This window comes from Variovorax sp. 10N432, assembly GCF_056394465.1.
Genome location: NZ_JBFTHX010000003.1, coordinates 210,404 through 234,395 on the forward strand (window position 1 = coordinate 210,404; position 23,992 = coordinate 234,395).

Consider the following 23,992-nt stretch of genomic DNA (forward strand, 5'->3'; position numbering starts at 1 on the left):
GGCAACCGGAGGGTCATGGCACGCATCGTGCACAGCGGTGGCATGCTCGCATTCGTGATCGAGACATTTCCGCAACGGCTGCGCCGATGGGGCGCCGGGCAGGCACAGGCGCTGCGGGTGCTGCTCACCCTCGGAAGCCTGATGGCGGCGTGCGGCGCCAGCAACCGGATGGACGCCGTGACGCCGCTGTTCCTGGGCGCCATCGCCAGCGCGCTGGCCGAAACCGACGACAGCGCGCGGGGACGCTACCGGGCCCAGCTCGTCACGCTGCTCTGCTTCGCGGCGGCGGCTTTCGCGGTGTCGGCCCTGATCGACCGCCCGGCGCTGTTCATCACCAGCCTCGCGCTCGCCGCCTTCTGGCTCACGATGCTCGGGGCGGTCGAGGCGCGCTACAAGGCGATCGCCTACGCCACGCTGATCCTGGCGATGTACACCACCCTCGGCATCGGAAACCACCCGCTCGCGGGCCCGGACGAGCGCCTGCACGAGCTCTTGCTGCTGCTCGCGGGCGCTGCCTGGTACGGCGTCTTCTCGGTCGCCTGGTGCCTGGCCTTGCCGGCCCAGCCGGTGCAGGCGCGGCTCGCCCGGCTGTATTCGGTGCTCGGCCACTACGTGCGCTTCAAGGCCTCGCTGTTCGAGCCGTTGCGCGGCATCGATATCGAGCGCAAGCGGCTGTCGCTGGCGCAGCTCAATGCCGATGTGGTGGCCGAGCTCAACGCTGCCAAGGAGAGCATCTTCCGCCGCATCGGCGCGCGGGCGCCGACCGGCCGGATCGCGCGCTACCGTGGCCTCTACCTGATCGCCCAGGACGTGCACGAACGCGCGAGCTCGTCCCACGACGACTACAACGCGCTGGCGGACGCCTTCTTCCACAGCGACCTGCTCTACCGCTGCCAGCGCGTGCTGCACCTGGAGGGCGAGGCCTGCCGTCGGCTGGCGCAGTCGATCGAGCGGCGCGAGCCCTTCGTGGCCGACACCGCCACGGTGCAGGCACTGGCCGAACTGCGCAGCGCCATCGCGCATGAACGTTCGCACGCGCGCGAGCCGGCGCGGCAGGCCCTGCTGGCGTCGATCGAGGCGCTGGCGCACAACCTGGAGCGTCTCGATGGCCAGCTGGCCGGCGCCAGCGAGCCGACCGCGCGCGCCGGCCGCACCGACATGGGCCTGCTCGACCGCTCGCCGCGCTCCTGGCGCGACGCGGCCGAGCGCGTGCGGCGCCAGCTGTCGCCGCGCTCGCCCCTGTTCCGGCATGCGCTGCGTCTGGCGATCGCGCTCGCGGCGGGCTACGGCGTGATGTGGCTCATCCATCCCGCCCAGGGCTACTGGATCCTGCTGACGACGCTGTTCGTCTGCCAGCAGACCTGGGGCGACACCGTGTCGCGCATGGGCCAGCGGATGGCGGGGACGGCGGTCGGCGTGGTGGTCGGCTGGGCGCTGCTCGACCTGTTCCCGCAGCATCTGGTGCAGGCGCTGCTGGCGGTGGCGGCCGGCGTGCTCTTCTTCGCCACCCGCAGCGCACGCTACCTGCTGGCGACCGCCTGCATGACGGTGCTGGTGCTGATGTGCTTCAACCAGGTCGGCGACGGCGGCGTGCTGATCGTGCCGCGGCTGGTCGACACCGCCATCGGCAGCCTGATCGCCGGATTGGCGATGGTGCTGGTGCTGCCGCACTGGCAGGGCCGGCGCTTCAATGAACTGGCGGCCGCGGCGATGCGCAACCAGGCGCTCTATCTGCGCGAGATCGCCGAGCAGTACCGCGCCGGCGCGCGCGACGACCTGCCCTACCGGCTGGCGCGGCGCAATGCCCACAACGCCGATGCGGCGCTGGCCGTGGCGGTGTCCGAGATGTTCCGCGAGCCGGCGCTGGTGCGGCCGCGCGCCGGCGTCGCGCTGCGCTTCCTGATCCAGTCGCACACCCTGCTGAGCTACCTGTCGGCGCTCGGCGCCCACCGGGTCGCCCTGCGCAGTCCGGCGCTGGCGGTCGCGACGCGCGGTGCGGCTGAAGGCGCGGCCCAGGCGCTGGAGGCGTTGGCGGCCGATGTCGAGCGCGGGTCGGTGGAGGCCATCGAGGCCGCCACGGCACCGGCGGACGAGCGCCCGGCACTGGCCGACCTGCTGGCGACCGACGGCGAGGGCGGCGACGCCGCGGCGCAGCTCATCCGCACCGAGCTGTCCCTGATCGGCCAGCAGATCGAGGCGCTGCGCGGCCATGCCCTGCAGTGGCTGCGGCCGGTGGTCGAGGCTTCAGAGTGAGGCGGCGGCGCCGAGCCTCGCGGCCAGCCGCTCGAGCGCCTGTGCGGCGGTCGGTGCCAGATCGATCGATCGCGACAGCATCAGGTTGAGCGGCTGCCCGAGCCCCTCGACCACCGTCCCGGTGGCGGCTTCCGTGACCACCCCGGCCGCATCGCGGCGGCAGGCGATCGCGGCCTGCACGCGCTCCGCATAGCTGCCTTGCGGCACGGCGTAGCCGACCACCGGCAGGCCGAGCGCGACCGCGAAGCCGACCTCGAACACGGTGCCGGCGTCGGGCTCCTGGCCGCGAAAGCTCGCCAGGTTGGCGATCACGCCGTCGGACGCGCGGATCAGCGCGACGTTGCCTTCGTAGATGGCTTGGGCCCGGGCGTCGTCGCTGGCCGAGGCCGCCAACGCCAGCGGTGCGTCGGTCGGTGCGACGCCGGCCAGGCCCAGGCGCGCGCAGTGCGCCTTCAGGGCGGCGAAGATGCGGTCGCGGTCCGGCAGGAAGACGTCGGGCCCGGCGAGGTAGATGCAGGGGCGAGGGCGGTCCGGGTCGCCTTGGCGCTGGAAAGTCATGGCGCCATGTTATCGGCCCGCGCCGGCTGGCTTGCACTGGGCCGCCCCAGGATGTCGGCGCGCAGGTCGTTGTAGCGCGAGACGAAATTGACCAGCACGCTGGCGGTCCAGGCGAAGGCGAAGATGCCCGAGATCCCGATGATCGGCGGCACGATCCGCCAGGCGCGCGGCAGCGAGAACGGCTCGCCGAGCGCGGTGTAGCAGTTGGCCGCGAAGTAGGCCGCGGTCGACCAGTCGGCGACGATGTCGCCAAAGATCAGCGCCGCCGACCAGACCACCACCTCGGCCAGGTGCAGCGCCAGCAGCATCATCACCGTGACGGTGAACAGCAGGTCGGCCCGCCAGAGCGACGCCCGAACGTGCATGGCGCTCGTGTGCTTGAGGAAGGAACTCGTGATCACACGGATCCAGAAGGCATGGAACATGATCACGAAGACCAGCACCGCGCCGCCGAACATGATGTCGGGCAGCGGCAGCGCCTGGGTCAGGGCGTTCTCGACCAGGCTGGGCCGCAGGCTTTGCAGGTCGGACGCGGCCGTTGACATGACGCCGGGCAGCGAGTCGGTGTCGAATTTCGAATCAGCCATCTTCCAGGGTCCCCGATCGAGTGGTGGCGGTTGGAGGCACGGGAGCTTACGCCGATCCGCGGAGCGGGCAGAATCATCGCCGAACCCCGCACCCCGAAACCTGGAGACAGCGCACGATGACCATCGAGCTCAGCAAGGAAGCCCGCAAGGAGGCCATCGCCTCCATCGAGCGATATTTCCGGGAGAACATGGAGGAGCCCATCGGCAACATCGCCGCGGGCGCGCTGCTCGGTTTCTTCGTCGAGGAAGTCGGGCCGCTGATCTACAACCGGGCCGTGTCCGAGGTCCAGGAGCGGCTCCAGGCCAGGATCTCCGAGCTGGACATCGAAGTCCACGAGGACGAGTTCCAGTACTGGCGCAAGTACGAGCGCAAGCCGCGCGAGCGGAAGTGACGCGGGACGGCGCCGACGATCCAGGCGCTCAATGCACGGCGCTCGACGCCGCCGCCGCCGCCGCGGCTTGCGCCTGCGGCGCCTCGTCCCATCCCCCGCCCAGCGCCTTGTACAGGTTCACCAGGTTGACCGCCTGCTTGAGCTGCAGCTCGATCCACTGGCGCTGCTCGAGGTAGAGCTCGCGCTGGGCGTCGGCGCCGGCGAAGTAGTCCTCGAGCCCGTTGCGGAAGCGGGTGCGCGAGATCGCCGCCACCTTTTCGAGCGCCTGCACGCGGCCTTGCTGGGCCTCGAGCTGCGGGCCGAGGTGGCTGTCGGCGATCAGAGCGTTGGCGGTCTCGCGCAGCGCCTGCTGCACCGCGTATTCGTAGGCCGACATGGCGGCGGCCAGCCGCTCCTCGTTGGCCGTGAGGTTGGCCGAGCGGCGGCCCCAGTCGAGGATCGGCAGCGAGACCCCGAGCACCGTGGCCCAGCTGCGGTTCCCGCTTCCCAGCAGGTTCGAGAACTCGCTGCTGAGCCCGCCGGCCACGGCGGTCAGCGAGAAAGTCGGATAGAACGCCGCCTTGGCGGCCCCCACGCCCGAGTTCGCCGCCTCGACGCGCGCATAGGCCGCCAGCAGGTCGGGGCGACGCTGCAGCAGGCTGGCCGGCAGCCCGACCGGCACCTCGGCCACCGAACGGTCCGGCCAGGGGCGCTGGGTGCCGGTCGTGGCCGCCACCGGCTGGCCGACCAGCACCGTGAGCCACTGCAGGTCCTGGCCGACCCGCATGCCGAACTCCTCGCGCTGGACCTTGGCCCGCTGCACCAGCGACTGCGAGCGCAGCAGGTCGAGGTCGGAGGTGCCGCCGACCGAGCGGGCGCGCTTCATGATGTCGGTGCTGTCGCTCTGGCTCTTCAGGTCGGCCTCGGCCAGTGCGAGCAGCGCGCGGTCGGCGCGCAGCGTGAGGTACGCGTTCGTGACTTCGCCGACCAGGTTCATGCGCGCCGCGGCGTAGTCCCGGTCGATGGCCTGCGCCTGCGACCCGGCCTGTTTCACGCCGGCATCGACATGGCCGAAGAAGTCGAGCTCGTAGGCCGTGACGCCGGCCTGGACCGCGTAGGTGTTGCCGACCCGGCCGATCGCCTGGTTGCTCGTGACGACACCGGTGGAACTCAGCGAAGTCGCCATGTCGCCCCGTTGGGCATAGCCGGCGATGCCGATCTCGGGGAACAGGCTGGAGCGCGTGCCGGCGTAGACGGCGCGCGCCTCGCGGGCCTTCGCGGCATAGGCGCGCAGGTCGCGGTTCTGCGCCAGTGCGGTCGCGACCAGGCCGCGCAGTTCGTCGTCGCGCACGAAGGCCTGCCACGCCATGGGTGCCGCGTCGCCGACGGCCGCGCCGGTCGGCCATTGTGTCGGCAGCTCGACATCGGCCGGCTTGAGCGCGGGCGTCAGGCTGCAGCCGCCGAGCACCAGCACGCCGAGGACCAGCGCCAGCAGCAGCGGGGCCGGCGCGGCGACGCTGCGCAGCCACGCCGCCGGAACCCGGGGCCAGCGCCAGCCCGCGCTGCCGAGGAAGGCCATGGCCGCGCGGCCGGGCCGCACCTGGGTGGCGACATGGCTCGGCGGCAGGCTGAACACATGGCGAACCAGGCGGTCGTGCACGGTCTCGTCGCAGGCGAAGCTCAGCTCGGCGCCGGCTGGCGTGTGGTCCGCCAGCAAGGCGGGCACCCAGCCGACCTGCGCGACATGGACATCCAGCGGCTGGCCGACGGGGATCCGGCGCAGCAGGGCGCTGTCGCGCAACAGCGCGCCATCCACCGCGATCTCGATGAAGTGCGTGGCGCCGACGCCGGCGGCGCTGCGCAGGGTGGTGGGGGCGTCGCAGGGAAAGCGTTCGTCATGGTCCGGCCGCGGGCGGTCGATGCAGGCGATCAGCGCCGCCAGGCAGTAGACCGTGGCCACCAGGGTCCAGATCACGTTGAGGACATCGCCGGTGCTCATCGTCCCGCCGATGGCGTCGAGCGCACCCATTTCCATCGCCACGATGAGACCGCCGAAGACTGCGACGAGGTTCCAGTGGACCACGGTCTTCGAGCGATCCTGGCCCTTGGCCGTGACCTTGAAAGGGCGCCCGAAGGGCCGCACCAGCGAGGTGACGATGGTGCGCGTCACGGCCATCGCCGCCACGATCTGCGTCACCTCGGTGAACACCGGCAGGCAGCGCCGCTGGCTGATCCAGTAGGTGTAGCCCCAGAACATGACCAGCGGCGGCAGGCCGTAGAGTGCGAAGGCTCGAGGCGTCGCGTGGAAGGCCGAGACGCCCGCATACCAGTACAGCGCGGGCGCCGCCAGGATCAGCAGGATGAACGGCTTGCTGAGCCAGTGCAGCAGGCCATGCACATAGTGCAGGCGCGCCGCCAGGCGATACCCCTTGCCGCGCAGCGGACCGTCGCGCAGCAGCGCTACCTGGATGGTGCCGAGGCACCAGCGGCTGCGCTGGTTGATGTAGTCGACGATGCTGTCGGCCGACAGCCCGTTCGACAGCCGCTCGTTGAGCCAGCGCGTGACCCAGCCGAAGCGCATCAGCGTGTAGGTGGTGTAGATGTCCTCGCACACGCTGCCGGTCGGGAAGCCGCCGGCGGTCGTGATGGCGTCGCGCCGCACGATGAACGAGGTGCCGACGCAGAAGGCGACGTCGGCCGCGTCCTTGGCCGGCTGCAGCACGTCGAAGAACACCCGCTGCTCGTCGACCCAGCTGTCGGTTGCGCGCAGGTTGTGCTGGATCGGGTCGGCGTTGTAGTAGAACTGCGGCGTCTGCACCAGCCCCACCTTCGGATCTTCGAACAGGCCGAGCATCCGGTAGACGATGTTGCGGTGTGGTGTGAAGTCGGCGTCGAGCACCAGGATGTACGGCGCATCGGTGGCCGCGGCCGATTGGCGCAGGCCATTGTTGAGGTTGCCGGCCTTGGCATGCGCGTTGTCGGCGCGCCGCGCGTAGTGCACGCCCTTGCGGGCGCAGTAGTCGCGCAGCCAGTCGCGGCGCGTGTCGTCGAGCACCCAGACCGCGAGGCGCGGGTAGTCGATCGCCTGGGCGGCGAGGATCGTCTTCTCGAGCACCCCGAGCTGTTCGTTGTAGGTGCAGATGAAGACGTCGACCGCCGGCACGTCGGCGCCGCGCGCGCGCAGCGAGGCTTCGCCGAGGTCGGCCAGCCCGTGGTTGTCGCGCCGCCCGGTCAGCATCTGGATCGACATCAGGGTGTAGAGGATCGACACCATCTCGAACACCAGGAAGACCCAGCCGACCAAGGTGCCGAAGCCGAGGTCGGCCGGCGGCAGGGTTTCGGCCAGCCGCCACACCACGTAGCGCACCAGCACCAGCGCGGTCAGGAAGCCGAACAGCGCGCGGTGCCAGAGGCGGTCGGCGCGGGCATGGAAGATCATCATCAGGGCCAGGCCGACGACGATCAGGTTGATCCTGAACTCGGGCGAATCGATCAGCTCGGACATGTCGTCTCTCCTGTGGCGGTGGGGCTTCCGGTGAATGGGTTCCAGCCAGTCGCTGCGAGCGCGATCCAGGCGGTGGCACCGAGGTGGGGCCAGCGGTAGTAGAAGAAGTCGGCGCCCGCCGAGTCCGGCCCGATGGCCAGCCCGGTCGAGATGCGCGGGCTCGGTGTCGCGTAGTACAGGCCGTTGTCGGCGCGCTGCGCGGCCAGCAACTTCCACAGCCCCTCGGGCACCGCGCCCTTGACGGCCGCCAGGGTCGCGGCGGCCTGGGCGCTGCCTTCGGTCCAGATGCCGTCGGGCTGCTGCGAGAACCCGTAGCCGTCGCCGTAGCGGTGGTTGCGCTCGACCCACGCCAGGCCGCTTCGCCAGCGGCAATGGCCCGGTGGGGCGGCCAGCAAGGGCCACAGCTGGGCGTCGAGGCCCGAGCCGGTGGTCGACAGGGTCGCGCCATCGGCCTGGGTACCGATGTAGAAGCGCTGCTGCTGCGGGCTCCACATGCGCGACACGAACGCCAGCGCGGTGCCTGCCTGCCGCGTCTGCTCCGGCCGTGCACCCGCGCGCCCTGCCCAGGCCGCCGCCATGGCGATGTCGATGTGGTGCTCGGTCGACTTCCAGGTCTGCGCGCTCTGCGCATCGTCCCAGCCGTACCAGCCGCCGTTGTAGCCATCGGGATCGACCGTGGCGCGGGTGCGCTGCTCGATCCATGCCAGCAGCCTGGCGGTCGCGTCGAGGTAGCGCGGCGTGGGCGCCTGCTGGTTCAGATTCAGCAGCAGCAGCGCCGCCCATGCGACGTTGCCGGTCGCGGTGCTGATCTGGTAGGCGTCGGCGATCCACTGGTTACTCGCGGCATCCCAGTAGCCGGGCAGCGCCGGCTTCGCCTCGGCCAGCGGGCCGGCGCGGTAGGCGTTGCGGACCCGGCCGTCGAGGTAGTGCGGATCACGCTCGACCGCCAGCACGACGGCCTCGGCGATGCGCCGGGCCGAGGCCGTCTCGCCGCAGGCGAGCAGCGCGATGCCGGCCAGCGCGTTGTCGTAGACGAAGGCGACGTTCGCGAGCGTCGGCGGCAGCGGCGCGACGCCCTCGATGACGGTGTCGACGCGATAGCTCGCGAGCAGCAGCGGCGCCGAAGCATCGCCGCGCCCATCGGTGGCTACTGCGCGGCGCAGTCCTTCGCAGCTTTGCCGCGCCAGCGCCTGCCGGACCTCGCTCGCTGCGGTCGCAGGCCCGGCGTGCAGCGCCCAGGCGATCGGCCATGCCAGGGCCAGGCGGATCGCGTGTCGCCAGGCGGATGCAGTGCTTGTCATGGCGTGACTCGATCGACGCCGCTACGCGCCCAGCCGGGCCGACACCACCTTGCCGGGCGCGCACAGACTGCGCTGCACCGCCGGGTCGGCGCTCGGGGGGTCGATCCGCGCCACCGCATAGACGGAACCCTGCTCCGCGAAGGGGAAGGGGACGCTGTAGCTGCTCTGCAGTTCGTCCGGCGCGACCGGCAGCAACTGCGTGACGCGCGCCGGAACCTCCAGGCCGCTGTCATCGGTCGTCACGGTGAGCATCGAGCCCATGTTGAGACGCTTGGCGAGCCGCGGCGCGAACACCGCCACCACTTCGATCCGGCTGCAGTCGACCATCCGCACCAGCGTGGCGCCCTGGGGCACGAAGCTGCCCTGCGGCATCAGCACGGTGTGCACCTGCCCGGCCTGCAGCGCGCGCACTTCGTAGGCGGCCAGCCGGTCGATGCGGCGCCGCTCGTCGTCTTCGAGCGCCGTCACTTCGCGCAACTGCTTCTGCACGGCCGTGCTGTCTTGCTGGGCGCGTTCGATGCTGCCGGCGAGCGTCTCGCGGCGGCTCACCAGGGTCTGGAACACCGTGCCGCTGCCACTGCTCACGAAAGCCCCCTGGCTGGCGATCGCGACGCTCTTGCCAAGCCCGGCATAGGCCTGTTCGGCCACCGCGGCGTTGGCGCGCGAGGTGCTCAACTGGGCCTGGGCGGCGTCCATCGCCTGCGGACTGACCGCGCCCTGGTCGAGCATCGCCGAGGTGTGGCGCACCTTGAGCTCCTGCTCCGCCACGTTGGTCAACGCCACCTCGCGCTGGCGCTGGGCGATCTGCCAGGCGTCGCGGGTCTGCGCCATCGACGCCTGGCGGTACAGCTTGACCTGCTGCTCGACGAACTGCAGTTCCTCGTCCGAGGCATGCAGCTGGTTCGCCAGCTGCGACACCTGGCTTTGCAGGGCCAGGCGCTGGGTGGTCAGCGTGGTGAGGATGTCGCGGTCGATGGTCGGGTTTTGCACCGTGGCGACCACCGCCCCGGCATCGACCTTGTCGAGCGCGCGCACCGTCATGTGCGTCACCACGCCGCTGATCGGCGAGGTGACCAGCAGCACGGGGGCCTGCAGCACCGTGCGGGTGGCCTGCCTCGACACCAGCGGCTGGATCAGGGTCGTGACCACCAGCCACAGGATGAAGGCGAGCAGCGCATAGCCCGCGAGGCGGGGAACGATCGACTCCGACGTGCTGCCGCGCCAGCGCCGCAGCCGGCCCCGCCAACCGGCGGGTTCGGCACCTGCAATCTGGATCGACTCCTGGACAGTGCTTGCGTTCATGGGGCGCCTCGCGTGAGTGGACGGGGTGGCTTTTTCAGGACCGGGGGCGTCTCCGCTGTCGCAGCACATCGTTGGGGCATGCTGTCGTCTTATGCTGCAGTGCAGCAATACGCGTGCCAAAAATTAAGGGTTTTTACTTATTGAGCAACAGGATGTACATCACCCTGCAGCCGCTCGGCCAGCAAGAAACTAGGGTTAACCCTATAATTGAGCCCGTACGCGACCCCGTCCCGGCGTCGCTCCCCCTGGAGAACCCCTCTCATGTCCACGATCCTTGCCAATGGCCTTTCCGTCGACGCACCCGGTTCGTCGCCGGCTTCGTACGCCCTGTCGCGCGTCCTGGGCTTCGGCATCCGGCTGCTGACCGGCTGGAAGGTGGCGGCGCCCGAGGCCCCGCTGTCGCGCAAGGCCGAAGCCGATGCGGTCCGCGAATGGGCATGGACCTTCGCCCGCACCGATCGCAGCTTCTCGGACGACCTGTTCGCGGCTGCCGATCGGCACGAACTCGCCCGCCACTGAGCACAGGCGCGGGCCGGCGCCTCCGCTGAAGCCCGTCAGAGAACCTTCACCGCCCGGCCGATGAACTGGATCGGCCCGGTCGGCCGATCGAGCGGCGAGCCGTTCGCTGGCTCGAGGGTCAGTTCGAACAGCTGGTTCGGCTCCAGCGGCGGCAGCTTGTCGAGCGGTACCTGAAGCGTCTGGCCCGGCGTGACGAGGCCCAGCGACACCGGGCCACGCCAGCCGTCGGCCTTGGTCCAGAACTGCAGCGACTTGTCGCTCGGCACCGTGATGCTGCCGAGCGGCGTCAGGCTCAGCCGGCGCGCATCGGCGGCCGCCTGCACCACCCAGCCCGGGGCCTTGTCCTGCGGCGCAACGAGCACCACGATGAACTGCGTGGCGGGCGCCGGCTCAATGCGTGTCACCAGCACGGCAGCCATCAGGGCGGCCGCAGCGAAGCCGGCGCCGGCCAGCCCGCGCCAGAGTTGCAGGCTGCTCCACCAGCCGGTGCGGCTGGCGGTGCGGCGAGGCGCTGCCGCGGCCGACACGCTGGCGTCGATGCGGCGCCAGAGCGCGGGCGATGGTTCCACCGGCTCGGCGAGCGCCACCAGCGGATGCAGGCGTTCTTCCCAGGCTTCCACGGCCTCGCGCAGCGCCGGCTCGCGCCGCATGCGCGCCTCGACCTCGCGGCGCGTGGTGGCCGACAGCGTGCCGAGCACGTAGTCGCCGGCCAGCGCGTCGAGGGCGTCGTCGGCGGACGGGGGCGTGGTGTCGTTCGGGTTCATGCCATGCATTCGCGCAACGAGCGCATGCCGCGCTGGATCCAGGACTTCACGGTGCCCAGCGGCTTCTGCGTGCGCTGCGCGATTTCCCCGTGGGAGCAGCCATCGAGATAGGCAAGCACGATGCACTCCCTGCGTTCGGCTTCGAGCCGCTCCAGGCAGGCCTCGAGCCGGCCCAGGTCCACCCGCGTCTCGGCCGGATCGAGCTGGGTCGCATGGCGGGCCAGCGCCACTTCGTTTTCGAGCGCGGCCTGGCCTTCTTCGTCGACCGGCACTTCGCGCGCATGGCTGCGGACCCAGTTCAGCGCCGCATGCCGCACCACGCTGTAGATCCAGCCTCGTCCGGCGCCGCGGGCCGGGTCGAAGGATCCGGCCCGCTGCCAGATGCTGACGAAGGCATCGTGCAGCACGTCTTCCGCCGACTGGCGCTGGCGCACGATGCGCAGCGCCACGCCCAGCAGGTAGCGGCCTTCCAGGCCGTAGATCTGCGCCAGCGCCTGCCGATCGCCACGCGCGCAGGCGGCCAGCGCGGCGTCATGGTCGAAAGGGTCGGTAGCGGGCAAGGCGCCATCGTAGTCGACGGCCGCCCCCGCGGTCAGGCGGCTTTCCAGAAGATGTAGTCGGCCTGGTAGCGCACGGTCTCCTGTTGGCCCTTGGCGGCTGGCGTGCAGGCACTGGCGGGTGCGATGCCGCCCTTGAGCGCGACCCGCTGGATGTAGGTGACGCCGCTCATCGCGCCGCTGCCCATCGCCGGATTGGCCTTGACCAGCTGGTAAGGCAGGCTGGTGGGGCCGGAGGGCGCGACAGCGAGCTGCGTCGCCGTGAGCTTCGAGCCGTCGTTGGCCTCCCAGGTGGCGGGCGGTCCGTAGTACCTGCCGACCGCCTTGCCGCTGCGGTCGTTCAGCACCGCCTTGGGCCCGACGAACACCCACTCCGCCTGGCCGGGCGTGCCGGCCTTGTCGCGGCACTCGTAGGTGATCTCGCCGACGCCGACGGTTTCCAGCGCGACCTTGTGGCCTGCCGGCACCTGGATCGGGGCCGGCAGCGAGGCCTGCGAGAAAGCCGATCCGGAGCTGGGCATCGAGCCGCAGGCGGTCAGCAGGGCGGCGGCCAGCAACGGTGCGGCGACGACGGGGCGCGACGGGATGAGGTGACGCATGGGAAACTCCTTCGGTGGTTGGGTGGGCAGCGGCTTGCTGCTGCCGGAACTACCCGCCGACGGTGCGATTGGATGCAGGTGCAGCCAAAAAGAATCTTCGGCGCGGCGTTGTGAATCCGCTGCTTTACCGGTCGGACAGTGGGAGCGGATGCGCAATAATCGTCCCCATGTATCCCGCGAAAAGCGCAGTTCGGCGCCATCAGCCATGAATTCGAGCGTGCCGACCCCGGCGCAGCTGGCCGACATCGACGACGAAGAACTCGTGCGCCTGGCTGTGAGCTGGCGCGCCCAGGCCTCGCGTGGCGACCGCGAGGCCTTCGGCATCGCCCACGCGCTGGAAGTGGAGTGCCGCCAGCGGCTGCGTGCCAGCCAGCTCCAGCAGTTGCCGCCCGAGTCGATACCGGCGACGCGGCCCTGGTGGAAGTTCTGGGGCTCGAAGGACCACCCGGCGTCCGCCCCCTGACTCAGCCTCCGCGCACCATCGACAGCACCTGCCGCGGGTCCAGCGTGCGGGCCTTCTCCTGCATCGCCGGCAGATAACGCGTCTGCAGCCCCTGCGCCTCCTGCATCACGCTGGCATAGGCGCCCTTCAGCATCTCGGTCGACAGCTGGCGTCCACCCGCGTAGTAGCGTCGGGCGACATGGCCGAGCGCGTAGGTTGTGGCGAAGCTCATGCCCGAACTCACGGCCTGCTTGCCGAGGCCGCCGAGCAGGCCGCCGCCGACCTTGCCCAGCAGCCCGCCGAGCAGCTTTCGGCCGGCCTGCTCCAGGTACTGCGAGGTCAGGCCGACGCCGACGGTGGCGACGAAGTCCTTGATGTGGCCGCTGTCGAGCTCGAAGCCGTAGGCCTTGCCGACGCGGTAGACCAGCTTCATCTGCAGCGGGATGATGGCCATGGTCGAGAGTGTCTCGGGCAACAGCTCGAGCGCGCCGTTCAGGATCGCGGCGTTCAAGATGGCTTGGTCGAGTTCGGCCGGGTCGGGTCCGCCGCCCGGTGCCGCCAGCGCGGCGCCCGCGGCCAGAGGCGCCGCCGCGATCGCCTGCGCCTCTTCGGTGAACGCCGCAGAAGCGGCAGCATCGAGTCCGAGCGATGCGCGGAGATCGGCCAGGAAGCCGCGTTCGGCCTCCGAGTGCGCGCCATCGGCATCGCAGACGCAGACCGCCATCTCGTAGGCCAACTGCTTGGCGCCGTGACTGCGCAACTGCGCACCCAGGTCGGCGACCGAGACGCGCTGCATCAGCACGTCCTGGTAGAGCGTCGGCAGATTGATGGCTTCGGCCCGCGAGAAGCCGTCGGCGATGCGCTTGATCTCCTCGCGTTCGCGCGCGTGCTTGTCGCCGTCGGCGAAGGCCGCCATCAGAGCCAGCGTGACGATGGCGCGAGACTCCGTGTCCGTCATGCTCATTCCTCGCGGCTGCCGCCCAGGCCCAGCAGCATCAGCAGCGACTGGAACACGTTGTACAGGCTCAGGTAGACGCCGAGCGTGGCCGTGATGTAGTTGGTCTCGTGGCCGTCCTTGACGCGCTTGAGGTCGTGCAGGATGAAGGCCGAGAAGATGCCGATCGCCAGCACCGCCAGCGTGATCATCAGCGCGCCCGACTGGATGAAGAAGTTGGCGATGCCGGCCACCAGCAGCAGGATGGCGCCGATGAACAGCCACTTGCCCATCGCCGACAGGTCGCGCTTGATGATCGACGACAGGCTGGCCATGCCGAGGAAGATCGCGCCGGTCCCGGCGAAGGCCGTCATCACCAGGCCGGCGCCGTTCTGCATGCCCAGCACCACGCCCAGCATGCGCGACAGCATCAGGCCCATGAAGAAGGTGAAGCCCAGCAGCACCGGCACGCCGGCGGCCGAATTCTTGGTCTTCTCGATCGCGAACATGAAGCCGAAGGCACCGGCCAGGAAGACCACCATCGAGATGCCGGGCGACATCGCGCGCGCCAGGCCGGTCGAGAGGCCGAGCCAGGCGCCCAGCACGGTGGGCACCATCGACAGCGCCAGCAGCCAGTAGGTGTTGCGCAGCACCTGGTTGCGCTGTGCGGCGGCCGGCGTCGCCGCGTAGGGCGAGCCGTAGACCTGGATGTTGTCGTTCATTCGAATGTCCTTGGTAGGTTGGAAAAACCACGCGTGTGCACGCGTATGAGGCCCACTCTAGGGCGATATAGCCTTCGAGAAAAGTCGAATTTTTGACACCATTCATTCGAGTTTTTCGTATTATTGGGGCTGGTATGAACTTCAAGCACCTGCACTACTTCTGGGCCGCCGCCAAGGCCGGCGGCATCGTGCGCGCCAGCGAGCAGCTGCACATCACGCCGCAGACGCTGTCGGGGCAGATCAAGCTGCTCGAGGACAGCCTGGGCAGCCCGCTGTTCCAGAAGCGCGGCCGCGGGCTCGAGCTGACGCCCGAGGGGCGCACGGCATTGAGCTATGCCGACCAGATCTTCGCGCTCGGCGCCGAGCTCGAGGCGGCGCTCGGCAGCCGCGGCGAGGGTGCCCGTGCGCTCGACTTCCGGGTCGGCATCGCCGATGCGGTGCCGAAGTCGATCGCCTACCGCCTGCTCGAGCCGGCGCTCGGCATCGCCGAGCCGGTCCGGCTGATCTGCCACGAAGGCAACTTCCGCGACCTGCTCGGGCAGTTGTCGGTGCAGCGCATCGACCTGGTGATCGCCGACGAGCCGATGGGCCGGCAGGTCGGCGTCAAGGCCTTCAACCACACGCTGGGCACGACGGCGATGAGCTTCTTCGCGACCCCGGCGCTCCGGCGCACGCTCAGGGGCGAGTTCCCGCAGTGCCTCGACCGCGCGCCGATGCTGATCCAGGGCGCCTCGTCGGCCGCGCGCCAGCGGCTCGACCTGTGGCTGGCCGAGCACCGGCTGCGGCCGCGGGCTATCGGCGAGTTCGACGACGCCGCGCTGCTGAAGGCCTTCGGCGGCGAGGGCCGCGGCGTCTTCATGACGCCCGAGGTGCTCGAGGAAGAGACCTGCACCCAGTACGGTGTCGAGGTGATCGGCCGTGCCGCGGGGCTGATCGAGGAGTTCTTCGCGATCTCGGTCGAGCGCCGCGTCACCCATCCTTGCGTGGTGGCGATCACGAAGGCCGCGCGCGGGCGCTTCCATCGCCGCCGCGGCGCCGGGTGATCGGCTGGTACGCCGCGCGCCAACTCGGGGATCACAGGCTGGAGACAAATGACAAATGACAAGTGCGTTCGGCAGCCTCATCCGCAGTGCCAGCCTGAGCGGGTACAGCGACCTGGTGCGCGCGCTGGGCGGCGACCCGCAAGCGCTGCTGCGCAAGGTGGGCCTGTCGGCGCGGCTGCTGCAAGACCCGGAGGCGCTGATTCCCAACAACGCGGTGCGCGAGGCGCTGGAGCTTGCGGCTCGCGCCACGGGCGCGGAGGACTTCGCGCTGCGGCTGGCGGCGCGCCGGCCCTTGTCCAACCTCGGGCCGGTCAGCCTGGTGCTGCGCGAGGCCGCCACGCCGCGCGAGGCGCTCGACGCGCTGTGCCGTTACCGCAAGCTGCTCAACGCTTCGCTGATCACGCGCATCGACGATGAGGGGGACTGCACCATCATCCGCGACGACCTGCTGCCCATTCCCGGCCTGGCGACGCGTCAGTCGATGGAGCTGGCGCTGGGGGTCATGCTGCATATCCTGAAGGAACTGATCGGTTCCCGCTGGCGACCGCGCAGGGTGTGCTTCACTCATGCGCCGCCCGCCGACATGGCGGCGCACCGGGCCTTCTTCGGCTGCCGCGTGCTGTTCGACCAGCCGTTCAACGGCATCGTCTGCCAAGCTGCGGATCTGCGGCAGCCGCGCAGCACGCAAGACCCCGGCATGGCCCGCTTTGCCCGCGACTACCTGGAGTCAGCCTTGCAACAGCGGGGCAACCGGGCCAGCGAGACCTGCCGCGAACTGATCCAGGCCTTGCTGCCCGGAGGCCGCTGCACCGCGGACGCGGTAGCCCGCCACCTTCGCATGGATCGACGCACGCTGCACCGCCATCTCGGCGCCGAGGGGCTGACCTTCATCGTCCTGCTGGACGACGTACGGCGCGAACTGGCGCTGCGCCATCTGCGCGACAGCAATATGCCGTCGGCCGAAATCGCCCACCTGCTGGGCTTTTCTGCGCCCAGCGGATTCAGTCATTGGTTCCGCGCGCATTTCGGTTGCAGCGTGACGCAATGGCGCCAGCAGGCGACCGGCTGACTCAGGCCGTGAACACCTTGCGCAGGAAGCCCTGGTTGCCTCCGTTGCGGTTGGGCGCAAAGCCGTTGGCGGCCAGCGACTCTTCCACGGTGTCGTAGAACACGCCGATCCTGCTGATCTCGCGCGCCTGCCTGGCGGTGGCGATCGGCCGGCCGAACTCTTCGGAGATGCGCACCAGCTGCTCGATCTGCGACACGGTGCTGGCCTTGGCGCTGCGCTTCTGGTTCCACAGGCAGTCCTCGGTGCCGCAGCGCACATGCAGGCCCGCCGCGATGCCCCACATGTTCACGGGCAGCACGTTGCGCACATTGCTTTCCACGGTGAGCACGGCGCCATCGGGCACGGCGCGCACGAAGTTGGCCAGACTGTAGAGGCTGGGCGCATCCATGCCTCCGCCAATGGCCACCCAGTTCATCACCAGCGGGCCCTGGTAGACGCCCTTGCGCATCAGGCGCTCGACCGACTCGAAGCTGTTGATGTTGTAGCACTGGAAGGCGCTCTGAATGCCCGCCCTGGTCAGGCGGCGAATATGCTCCTCGACCCAGCCGGGTTGCGCGGGCACGGTCATTTCCTTGTAGGCGTTGAAGATGGCCGGGATCTGGCGCGAGGTGCCTTCGAAGTCCGCGTCCTCGGCCTGCTCGGTCACGTTCATCTGCGAGGTGTTCACTGTCACGGTCACCTGGTCGGGCACGGGCTCCAGCTCGGCCAGCATGTGGCGGGTGTCGTCGCTGAGCCACTTGGCGGCTGCGCCTTCGGTTTCCGGCGCGAAGCTGATGGAGCCGCCCACCTGGATGATCATCTCCGGCACCGCCTTGCGCACGCCCGCGATCAGTTCGTTGAACTTGCTCAGGCGCTTGCTGCCCTTGCCGTCGAGTTCGCGCACGTGCAGATGCAAGACGGTCGCGCCGGCGTTGTAGCAGTCCACGGCTTTCTGGATCTGCGCCTCCATGGTGACCGGGATGTCTTCGGGAAAGTCGGACGGCAGCCAGCCCGGCGCGTAGGGCGCGGCGGTGATGATCAGGGGCTGCTGGTTTTCGGGGAACAGGTGGCCATCGAGGAAATTCATGGGTACTCCGGCGAAAAGACTTGTGGTTTCGGTTTCAGTAGGGAATGTCGCCCCCGTCACATCCTGATCTCGTACTTGCGCACGATGGCGGCGTTGCGCTCGGACATCTCGCGCGTTTCGCGCTGCAGCGCGGGCGTGTCGGTGTTGATCTCAGGCTCCAGGCCCACGTCGAGCAGCTTCTGGCGCACGGCGGGAGCGCCGGCGGCCTTGGCCACGGCCTTCTGGATCTGGGCCAGCAACTCGGGCTTGAGCTTGGGCGATCCGATCATTCCCACCCAGCCCATGAACTGGATTTCTGGATAGCCCAGCTCTGTCATCGTGGGAACCTCAGGCAGATGCTGCGAGCGCCTGGCCCCGGAGAAGGCGTAGGCCCGCAGCTTGCCCGCCTTGATGAGCGGCACGGAAGTGAGCATGCCGTCGAACATCATGTCCACCTGCCCGCCGAGCACATGCTGCAACGCCGGCGGGGAGCCCGGATAGCCCACATGCTGAAGGTCCAGCCCGGCCTTGTCGCTCAGGATCAGCCCCGCGTAGTGCGAGACGGTGCCAGGGCTGTAGCTGGCATAGGTGCCGCTGCCCTTGCGGGTCCGCAGTGAGGCCAGCAGACTCTTGAAGTCGGTCGCCGCCACCGTGGCGGAAGTGACCAGCACCACGCCCGAGCGCGCCAGCGAGGCAATGGGCAGCACGTCCTTCAGCGGGTCGTAGGGCGGCTTCATCACGTGCGGAATCTCGGCCAGCGCGTTGCTCGCGGTGATGGCCAGGGTGTAGCCATCGGCGGGCGCCTGCAGCATGGCCTGGATCCCGATCGCCGCGCCCGCGCCGGGCTTGTTTTCCACCACCACGGGCTGCCCGGTGTCGCTGGACAACTGCTGTCCCACCACGCGGGCCACGATGTCCATGGTGCCGCCCGCCGGGGCGGCGACGACGAGCTTGATGGGTTTCTCGGGCCACGCCCAGGCCGCGCAGGCGAGGGTCATTCCCAGTGCCGCGGCGGCGGCTCGAACATGCAGTTGCATCGCGGTGTCTCCGTTGTGGTTGACCGCAAGTTTGCGACTTCAAGCCCTGCCGCGACTTGCAAATCTGGGACATTCACTTGGGAAATTGGGACATCGCTCCCATGGGAAGCATGTCCTGCGCAATGATGCAAATGCACTATTCGGCCGGGCGGCGCTTGGCCCGAGACTGGGGGTAGAAACCCTCAGCCTCGCCATGCTCACCCGTCACCGGAAAGAAAAGATCCTTCGCAAGGCCGGCATCCCGTTGCCGCCGTTTCCAGCCCGCCGCCTGCCGTTGCAGGAGCGCCACATGCGCGACGCCGCCAAGGTGCCGCAGGAAGAGCGGGAGGCGGACGCCGAACAGCGCGCAGCGGTCCAGGCCTGGCGGCAGGCGGTCGATGCCCTGCACGCGGCGCTGGCGGAAGGCCGCCTCAGGTCAGCGCACCCGGAATCGTCATGATGTCCCAGGCGCCGCCGAAGCCGCTCGGCGTCGGCCGCTCGACCACCGGCTGGAAGCTGGCCAGCACCCGGTTGCCCGCCGCCTGCGCCGCCTGGTAGGACGGCAGCGGTCCGCTGCCCGCATCGACCACCTCGCAGGGCCCCAGTCGCAGCCATCCGCCGGGTCGCACGACCATCCAGTAGTAGTGGCCGGCGATGGGTTCTTCGATGACGAGGCTGAGGTCAGGCTTCATGTGCGATGGGTTCAAACTCATGTGCTGGCATGGGATTGAATCGAAGCCGCGCAGGCGCGCCAAGGAAAAAGATCACGCCGGCAAGCCCTATTTGCGGCGCCTGTCAGCCGTCGCGGCCGTCCGCTCGCGGGCTGGCGAGCCACGGCGAGAATTGGGCGAGGAAGAGCGCGAACCCCAGCGTCCACGCACCCGCCGCGACGAACAGCGCCGTGCCTTGCCACTGCGGCGGCAGCCCGGGGGCGGCCACCCGCACCAGCGCCGCCGCCATCACCAGCGCATAGGCCGCGATCTCGTTGCGCGAGGCCGTCAGGTCCCGGCCGGTGTGGCCGCGGGCCGTCCGGGTCATCATGCCGATGACCAGGCCGCCGATGCAGCCGACCGCCAGCGCGTGCACGCCGGCGGCGCTGCCGATCCAGCCGGCCTCGGCGGCAGCCAGCAGCGCCAGGCCGGCCGGCAGCCACGCATAGGCGGCGTGAAGCACCCACAGGATCGGCCGCCGCCGGCTCGCCGCCGGCGCCCAGCGGCCGAGTCGCAGCGCCTGCAGGATGGCAGCGACGGCCAGCGTGGCGGCACCGAGCGCGGCGAAGGATCCTGCGACCCAAAGCGCGAGGCCCAGCGCCGTGCAGCCGATGGCCGCCGGCGTCAGCCAGCGCGGCTCGGTGATCCGCAGGCCCGGGGTGACGCTCTGGGTGAAGGCCGGTATCACGCGGCCGGCGACGATCGAGACCAGGATCACGACCAGCGCCAGGCCGGCATGCAGCGCGCGCATCGGATCGGCCCAGGACACGCCGATGGACCCCAGGTGGAAAGCCGCATTGGCGGCTGCCAGCAGCGCCAGCACCACCACCACCTTGAGGTTGCGCGTGTTGCGCGCGCGCAGGATCAGGGTGGCGAAGACCAGCGCGGCGGCGACCAGAAACAGGGTGTCGATCGCCGCGAAGACCGGCGCCGGCGCCGCCACCGAGGCGATGCGCCCCGCCAGCCAGAGCAGCCAGAGGGCCGCCAGCGGCGCACCGCGCGGGGTCTGCAGACCGGTCCAGACCCTGCCCGCGGTCAGCAGGAAACCGACGATCACGGCGGCGACGAAGCCGAACAGCATCTCGTGCGCATGCCAGTAGATCGGCGGCAGCCGGTTCGGCAGTGCGGCATGGCCGCTCAGGAGTGCCGCCCACAGCGCCATCCAGGCCACGCCGGCGACCGCCGCGCCGAGGTAGAAGGGGCGGAAGGCCAGCCGCAGCAGCGGCAGGCCCGTCGGTGGGGGTGCCTTTAACATATACATGACATGTATCTTATAGTCGGCGCGACTTCAAAGCAATACGTAAAATGCAGCTTATGAGACTGACGCTCTTCACCGACTACTCCCTGCGCGTGCTGCTGGTGCTGGCGACCCGCACCGATTCGCTGGTCACGATCGCCGATCTGTCGAAGGCCTTCGACATCTCGAACGCGCATCTCATGAAAGTCACCCATCTGCTGGGCAAGTCGGGCTGGGTCGAGACCGTCCGCGGGCGCAACGGCGGGATGCGGCTGGCGGCACATCCTTCGAAGCTCAGGATCGGCACCATCGTGCGCCACCTCGAGAGCGATTTCGCGCTGGTCGAGTGCTTCGGCGACGACAACCGCTGCGTGCTGACCGGCGGCTGCGAACTGGCCGCGGTGCTGGCGCGCGCGATGCAGGCCTTCCTCGACGAACTCGACCGCTACAGCCTGGCCGACCTGGCGAACGCCAGCCCGGCGCTGATGGTGCTGCCGCTGTGGCAGGCGGTCACCTGGCAGGCGCCGGTGCGGCCGCCCAGCATCGAGGTCGTGCCGGGCGTCGCCCAGGCGCTGCTGAGCGAACCCGCGCCCGCCCGGCCACGGGGCAGGCGCGCCGGCTGAAGGCGCGGTCCGGAGGACAATCGGGCAAATTCCGCTCGAAATCACAGCCACGACCATGTCCCGTCTCGACGATCCCCTCCACGATGCCGAAATCGGCTCCCGCGACAGCACCCTCGATACCACCCGGATCGACGACGTGCGCATCGGCGCCGTGCGCCCGCTCATGACCCCCGCGCTGCTGCAGGAGCGCGTGCCGGTGCGCGACAACACGCTGGCGCTGGTCGAGGGCAGCCGCGCCGCGATCGCCGACGTGCTGCACGGTCGCGACGACCGGCTGGTGGTCGTGGTCGGCCCCTGCTCGATCCATGACCACGACCAGGCGATCGAATACGCGCAGCGCCTCAAGGTGGTGGCCGATTCGCTGCAGGACGACCTGCTGATCGTGATGCGCGCCTACTTCGAGAAGCCGCGCACCACCGTGGGCTGGAAGGGCTACATCAACGACCCGCACCTGGACGGCAGCTTCGCGATCAACGAGGGCCTGGAGCGCGCGCGGCGCCTGCTGCTCGAACTCACCACCCTGGGCCTGCCGACCGGTACCGAGTTCCTCGACTTGCTGAGCCCGCAGTTCATTGCCGACCTGATCGCCTGGGGTGCCATCGGCGCGCGCACCACCGAGAGCCAGAGCCATCGCCAGCTGGCCTCGGGCCTGAGCTGCCCGGTCGGCTTCAAGAACGGCACCGACGGCAGCGTCAAGGTCGCGGCCGACGCCATCCTCGCGGCCCGCGCGCCGCATGCCTTCATGGGCATGACCAAGATGGGCATGGCGGCGATCTTCGAGACCCGCGGCAACGACGACTGCCACGTGATCCTGCGCGGCGGCAAGGCCCCCAACTATTCGGCCGCCGACGTGGCGGCCAGCTGCGAGGCGCTGCTGGCGAACGGCCTCCGGCCCCAGGTCATGATCGACGTCTCGCATGGCAACAGCAGCAAGCAGCACCAGCGGCAGATCGTGGTGGCCGGTGACGTGGCGGCGCAGATCGCGGCCGGCGAGCGCCGCATCACCGGCGTGATGATCGAGAGCCATCTCGAAGAAGGCCGGCAGGACCTGAAGCCGGGCGTCCCGCTCAAGCACGGCGTCTCGATCACCGATGCCTGCATCGGCTTCGCGCAGACGGTGCCGGTGCTCGAAGGGCTGGCGAGCGCGGTCAAGGCGCGGCGGCGCCTGTCGAAAGCGTGACGCGCGAGCAGGCCGGCGAGCGACCGGTGCTCGACATCCGCGATCTCGGCTTCGCCTATCCGGGCCAGCCGGCGCTCGCCACGGGGTGGGCGGCGTCGATCGGCGCCGGCGTGACGCTGCTGCACGGCGACACCGGCAGCGGCAAGTCCACCTTGTTGCGGGTGCTGGCCGGGACCCTGGCCGCGCGCGGTCAATTGAGTCTGGACGGCGTCCGGCTGGACCAAGACCCCGAGCGCTATCGCCGCAGCGTCTTCTTCGTCGATCCTGCGACCGACGCCTTCGATCCATTGACGGTGTCTGCGTGCACGGCCGCGCTGCGCGAGGGCGACGCCGGCTTCGACGCGGCACTCTGGCAGCGCGTGGTCGACGGGTTCGCACTCGCGCCGCACCTCGAGAAGTCGATGTTCATGCTGTCGACCGGCTCGAAGCGCAAGGTCTGGCTGGCGGCCGCGCTGGCGTCGAGCCGGCCGCTGCTGCTGCTCGACGAGCCGACCGGCGGTCTCGATGCGGCCTCGATCCGCTGCCTCTGGCGCACCCTGGCAGAGGTGTCGCAGGGCCGGGCCGTCGTGGTCGCGAGCGGCGAACGCATCGATGCGCTGCCGCTGGCCGCGACCCTCGCGCTGCCGTTGCGCTGAACGCTATCGCGCCACCAGGCCGGGATGCGGCTCGGCTTCGGGCGCCAGGTCCAGCATCGTGCCGCGGCAGTTCTCGGCACCGCAGTGGCACGGATAGTCCGCAGGCGATGAGCCGTCGTCGGCCGTGAGGCCGTAGTCGATGAAGAGCTCGTCGCCGGCCTCCACCGGCACCAGGGTCTGGAACCTGAGCTCGAGGCGGCCCGCCTCGTCGTATTCCTCCACCGCCTCGCAGTTCGGGTTGCACGAATGGTTCAGGTGGCGGGTGGCGTTGCCGCCCTTGCCGCCGTCGATGATCTCCTCGTTGGAGAGCATGAACAGATAGGTGAGCTGGTCGTTCCACTTGCGGGCGGCGACCTGTTCGGCGGTATAGCGGCGGCCCTCGTAGAGGCCCAGCAGGGCCTGGGCGGGCAGGTCCCGGGTGGCGAAGGCGCCGAGTCCGTGGACGCCGCTGGGCGACACCCGCAGGCAAGGCGTGGAGGAAGCGGGCTTTCTGGCGGCGGTCATGGCGGGCGGGTCGGAGGGCGAGTGCGGAGCGCAGGAGCGCCGCGGGCCCGCATCGTACCCGCTCAGGCCGGGCTCTTGAACGCCGGCAGCTTGGCGCCGAGGCGCTCGCCCATGGCCTGCCCGAGCGCCTGCAGGCCGCTCAGCGGCCGCACCATGACCTCGAACTCGACGATCTTTCCGTCTTCGTCGAACCGGACCAGATCGATGCCCTTGAGCTTCTTGTCGCCGACGCGGGCGCTGAACTCCAGCACCACGTTCAGGCCGTCGTCGCTGGCCAGCTCGCGGTGGTAGGCGAAGTCCTCGAACACGTCGATGACGGTGCCGAGCACCAGCAGCACGGCTTCGGCCGGCGCATACGCGTTGAACGCCATCGGCGAGCGGAACGATGCATCGGGATGCACGATGGTCGCCAGCTGGCTCAGGTCGCGGCGGGCGATCATGTCGTGCCAGGCGGCGAGGGAGGTGGCGACGGCCGGCTTCAGCCGGGTGAGGTTCGAAGTCATCGAGAGTCTCCTG

26 protein-coding genes are annotated in these 23,992 nt (G+C 69.9%); 10 read left to right on the forward strand and 16 right to left on the reverse strand.

The features are described from left to right. Nucleotides 1-42: 42 nt before the first annotated feature. Nucleotides 43-2,253, forward strand: a complete 2,211-nt coding sequence (gene yccS, locus AC1DF3_RS05290; protein WP_478139117.1) for a YccS family putative transporter — start codon at nucleotides 43-45, stop codon at nucleotides 2,251-2,253. Here yccS and AC1DF3_RS05295 read toward each other — a convergent pair. Continuing rightward, a complete protein-coding gene (locus AC1DF3_RS05295; RefSeq protein ID WP_478139028.1) occupies nucleotides 2,245-2,811 on the reverse strand; it encodes a nucleoside 2-deoxyribosyltransferase in 567 nt (188 codons plus the stop codon). The genes yccS and AC1DF3_RS05295 overlap by 9 nt on opposite strands. Beyond that, nucleotides 2,808-3,398, reverse strand: coding sequence for a hypothetical protein (locus AC1DF3_RS05300; protein WP_478139029.1), 591 nt, complete (start codon nucleotides 3,396-3,398; stop codon nucleotides 2,808-2,810). Before AC1DF3_RS05300 ends, AC1DF3_RS05295 begins: the two co-directional genes overlap by 4 nt. 116 nt (nucleotides 3,399-3,514) lie before the next feature. Between AC1DF3_RS05300 and AC1DF3_RS05305 the strand changes: the two genes are divergently transcribed. Continuing rightward, entirely contained in the window at nucleotides 3,515-3,790 is a 276-nt protein-coding gene (locus AC1DF3_RS05305) for a DUF2164 domain-containing protein (RefSeq protein WP_286530351.1), read from the forward strand. A 28-nt stretch (nucleotides 3,791-3,818) separates the two neighbouring features. Here AC1DF3_RS05305 and AC1DF3_RS05310 read toward each other — a convergent pair whose 3' ends face one another. From AC1DF3_RS05310 to AC1DF3_RS05320, 3 genes are read right to left on the reverse strand one after another with little or no spacing between them, the layout of a single operon-like run. Then, nucleotides 3,819-7,274 (reverse strand): efflux transporter outer membrane subunit, encoded by a 3,456-nt coding sequence (locus AC1DF3_RS05310; protein ID WP_478139030.1) that lies wholly within the window; start codon nucleotides 7,272-7,274, stop codon nucleotides 3,819-3,821. Continuing rightward, complete coding sequence (locus AC1DF3_RS05315) at nucleotides 7,262-8,575, reverse strand: hypothetical protein (RefSeq protein ID WP_478139031.1); 1,314 nt, start codon at nucleotides 8,573-8,575, stop codon at nucleotides 7,262-7,264. Before AC1DF3_RS05315 ends, AC1DF3_RS05310 begins: the two co-directional genes overlap by 13 nt. Nucleotides 8,576-8,596: 21 nt before the next feature. Further along, nucleotides 8,597-9,877 carry an HlyD family secretion protein gene (locus tag AC1DF3_RS05320; RefSeq protein ID WP_478139032.1) on the reverse strand — a complete coding sequence of 427 codons (1,281 nt, stop codon included), beginning with the start codon at nucleotides 9,875-9,877 and terminating at the stop codon, nucleotides 8,597-8,599. Between the two features lie 261 nt (nucleotides 9,878-10,138). Between AC1DF3_RS05320 and AC1DF3_RS05325 the strand changes: the two genes are divergently transcribed. Next, the gene (locus tag AC1DF3_RS05325; protein ID WP_286525995.1) at nucleotides 10,139-10,396 is read left to right on the forward strand and encodes a hypothetical protein; all 258 of its coding nucleotides are present in this window, start codon (nucleotides 10,139-10,141) and stop codon (nucleotides 10,394-10,396) included. 35 nt (nucleotides 10,397-10,431) lie between these two features. On the opposite strand, the gene AC1DF3_RS05330 is transcribed toward AC1DF3_RS05325, so the two are convergent. Genes AC1DF3_RS05330 through AC1DF3_RS05340 form a run of 3 tightly spaced genes read right to left on the reverse strand, consistent with a single transcriptional unit; the run spans nucleotide 10,432 to nucleotide 12,316 of the window. Continuing rightward, the gene (locus tag AC1DF3_RS05330) at nucleotides 10,432-11,160 is read right to left on the reverse strand and encodes an anti-sigma factor (protein ID WP_286530345.1); all 729 of its coding nucleotides are present in this window, start codon (nucleotides 11,158-11,160) and stop codon (nucleotides 10,432-10,434) included. Continuing rightward, nucleotides 11,157-11,720, reverse strand: a complete 564-nt coding sequence (locus AC1DF3_RS05335; protein ID WP_286530343.1) for a sigma-70 family RNA polymerase sigma factor — start codon at nucleotides 11,718-11,720, stop codon at nucleotides 11,157-11,159. Before AC1DF3_RS05335 ends, AC1DF3_RS05330 begins: the two co-directional genes overlap by 4 nt. Nucleotides 11,721-11,752: 32 nt before the next feature. Then, the gene (locus AC1DF3_RS05340; RefSeq protein ID WP_286530342.1) at nucleotides 11,753-12,316 is read right to left on the reverse strand and encodes a DUF3455 domain-containing protein; all 564 of its coding nucleotides are present in this window, start codon (nucleotides 12,314-12,316) and stop codon (nucleotides 11,753-11,755) included. Nucleotides 12,317-12,521: 205 nt separating this feature from the next. Here AC1DF3_RS05340 and AC1DF3_RS05345 point away from each other — a divergent pair, with 205 nt between their 5' ends. Continuing rightward, a complete protein-coding gene (locus tag AC1DF3_RS05345; protein WP_286530340.1) occupies nucleotides 12,522-12,779 on the forward strand; it encodes a hypothetical protein in 258 nt (85 codons plus the stop codon). A 1-nt stretch (nucleotide 12,780) separates the two neighbouring features. Here the strand turns inward: AC1DF3_RS05345 and AC1DF3_RS05350 are convergent, their stop codons facing one another. Both AC1DF3_RS05350 and AC1DF3_RS05355 read right to left on the reverse strand, forming a co-directional pair. After that, complete coding sequence (locus AC1DF3_RS05350; protein WP_478139033.1) at nucleotides 12,781-13,716, reverse strand: YcjF family protein; 936 nt, start codon at nucleotides 13,714-13,716, stop codon at nucleotides 12,781-12,783. 2 nt (nucleotides 13,717-13,718) lie between these two features. Beyond that, nucleotides 13,719-14,414 (reverse strand): Bax inhibitor-1 family protein, encoded by a 696-nt coding sequence (locus AC1DF3_RS05355; RefSeq protein WP_286530337.1) that lies wholly within the window; start codon nucleotides 14,412-14,414, stop codon nucleotides 13,719-13,721. A gap of 134 nt (nucleotides 14,415-14,548) precedes the next feature. Here AC1DF3_RS05355 and nhaR point away from each other — a divergent pair, with 134 nt between their 5' ends. Further along, nucleotides 14,549-15,457 carry a transcriptional activator NhaR gene (gene nhaR, locus AC1DF3_RS05360; RefSeq protein WP_286530335.1) on the forward strand — a complete coding sequence of 303 codons (909 nt, stop codon included), beginning with the start codon at nucleotides 14,549-14,551 and terminating at the stop codon, nucleotides 15,455-15,457. A gap of 55 nt (nucleotides 15,458-15,512) precedes the next feature. Then, nucleotides 15,513-16,526: an AraC family transcriptional regulator gene (locus AC1DF3_RS05365; RefSeq protein ID WP_478139034.1), complete on the forward strand. Its 1,014-nt coding sequence runs from the start codon at nucleotides 15,513-15,515 to the stop codon at nucleotides 16,524-16,526. A gap of 1 nt (nucleotide 16,527) precedes the next feature. Here the strand turns inward: AC1DF3_RS05365 and AC1DF3_RS05370 are convergent, their stop codons facing one another. Together AC1DF3_RS05370 and AC1DF3_RS05375 are read right to left on the reverse strand one after the other, a co-directional pair. After that, entirely contained in the window at nucleotides 16,528-17,592 is a 1,065-nt protein-coding gene (locus tag AC1DF3_RS05370; protein WP_286530331.1) for a beta-keto acid cleavage family enzyme, read from the reverse strand. 56 nt (nucleotides 17,593-17,648) lie between these two features. After that, a complete protein-coding gene (locus tag AC1DF3_RS05375; protein ID WP_478139035.1) occupies nucleotides 17,649-18,608 on the reverse strand; it encodes a Bug family tripartite tricarboxylate transporter substrate binding protein in 960 nt (319 codons plus the stop codon). Nucleotides 18,609-18,801: 193 nt separating this feature from the next. Between AC1DF3_RS05375 and AC1DF3_RS05380 the strand changes: the two genes are divergently transcribed. Beyond that, a complete protein-coding gene (locus AC1DF3_RS05380) occupies nucleotides 18,802-19,047 on the forward strand; it encodes a hypothetical protein (RefSeq protein WP_478139036.1) in 246 nt (81 codons plus the stop codon). On the opposite strand, the gene AC1DF3_RS05385 is transcribed toward AC1DF3_RS05380, so the two are convergent. Together AC1DF3_RS05385 and AC1DF3_RS05390 are read right to left on the reverse strand one after the other, a co-directional pair. After that, nucleotides 19,019-19,279, reverse strand: coding sequence for a hypothetical protein (locus tag AC1DF3_RS05385; RefSeq protein WP_286526013.1), 261 nt, complete (start codon nucleotides 19,277-19,279; stop codon nucleotides 19,019-19,021). The genes AC1DF3_RS05380 and AC1DF3_RS05385 overlap by 29 nt on opposite strands. A 103-nt stretch (nucleotides 19,280-19,382) precedes the next feature. After that, nucleotides 19,383-20,558, reverse strand: a complete 1,176-nt coding sequence (locus AC1DF3_RS05390; RefSeq protein WP_478139037.1) for an NnrS family protein — start codon at nucleotides 20,556-20,558, stop codon at nucleotides 19,383-19,385. Between the two features lie 53 nt (nucleotides 20,559-20,611). Between AC1DF3_RS05390 and AC1DF3_RS05395 the strand changes: the two genes are divergently transcribed. Genes AC1DF3_RS05395 through AC1DF3_RS05405 form a run of 3 tightly spaced genes read left to right on the forward strand, consistent with a single transcriptional unit; the run spans nucleotide 20,612 to nucleotide 22,972 of the window. Further along, nucleotides 20,612-21,157 (forward strand): RrF2 family transcriptional regulator, encoded by a 546-nt coding sequence (locus AC1DF3_RS05395; protein WP_478139038.1) that lies wholly within the window; start codon nucleotides 20,612-20,614, stop codon nucleotides 21,155-21,157. 55 nt (nucleotides 21,158-21,212) lie between these two features. After that, nucleotides 21,213-22,337 carry a 3-deoxy-7-phosphoheptulonate synthase gene (locus AC1DF3_RS05400; protein ID WP_478139039.1) on the forward strand — a complete coding sequence of 375 codons (1,125 nt, stop codon included), beginning with the start codon at nucleotides 21,213-21,215 and terminating at the stop codon, nucleotides 22,335-22,337. After that, entirely contained in the window at nucleotides 22,334-22,972 is a 639-nt protein-coding gene (locus AC1DF3_RS05405) for an ABC transporter ATP-binding protein (RefSeq protein WP_286530319.1), read from the forward strand. The genes AC1DF3_RS05400 and AC1DF3_RS05405 overlap by 4 nt, the downstream gene beginning before the upstream one ends. A 3-nt stretch (nucleotides 22,973-22,975) precedes the next feature. Here the strand turns inward: AC1DF3_RS05405 and AC1DF3_RS05410 are convergent, their stop codons facing one another. Together AC1DF3_RS05410 and AC1DF3_RS05415 are read right to left on the reverse strand one after the other, a co-directional pair. Further along, the gene (locus tag AC1DF3_RS05410) at nucleotides 22,976-23,476 is read right to left on the reverse strand and encodes an SET domain-containing protein (RefSeq protein ID WP_301807641.1); all 501 of its coding nucleotides are present in this window, start codon (nucleotides 23,474-23,476) and stop codon (nucleotides 22,976-22,978) included. Nucleotides 23,477-23,538: 62 nt separating this feature from the next. After that, entirely contained in the window at nucleotides 23,539-23,979 is a 441-nt protein-coding gene (locus AC1DF3_RS05415; protein WP_478139040.1) for a nuclear transport factor 2 family protein, read from the reverse strand. Nucleotides 23,980-23,992: the final 13 nt, after the last annotated feature.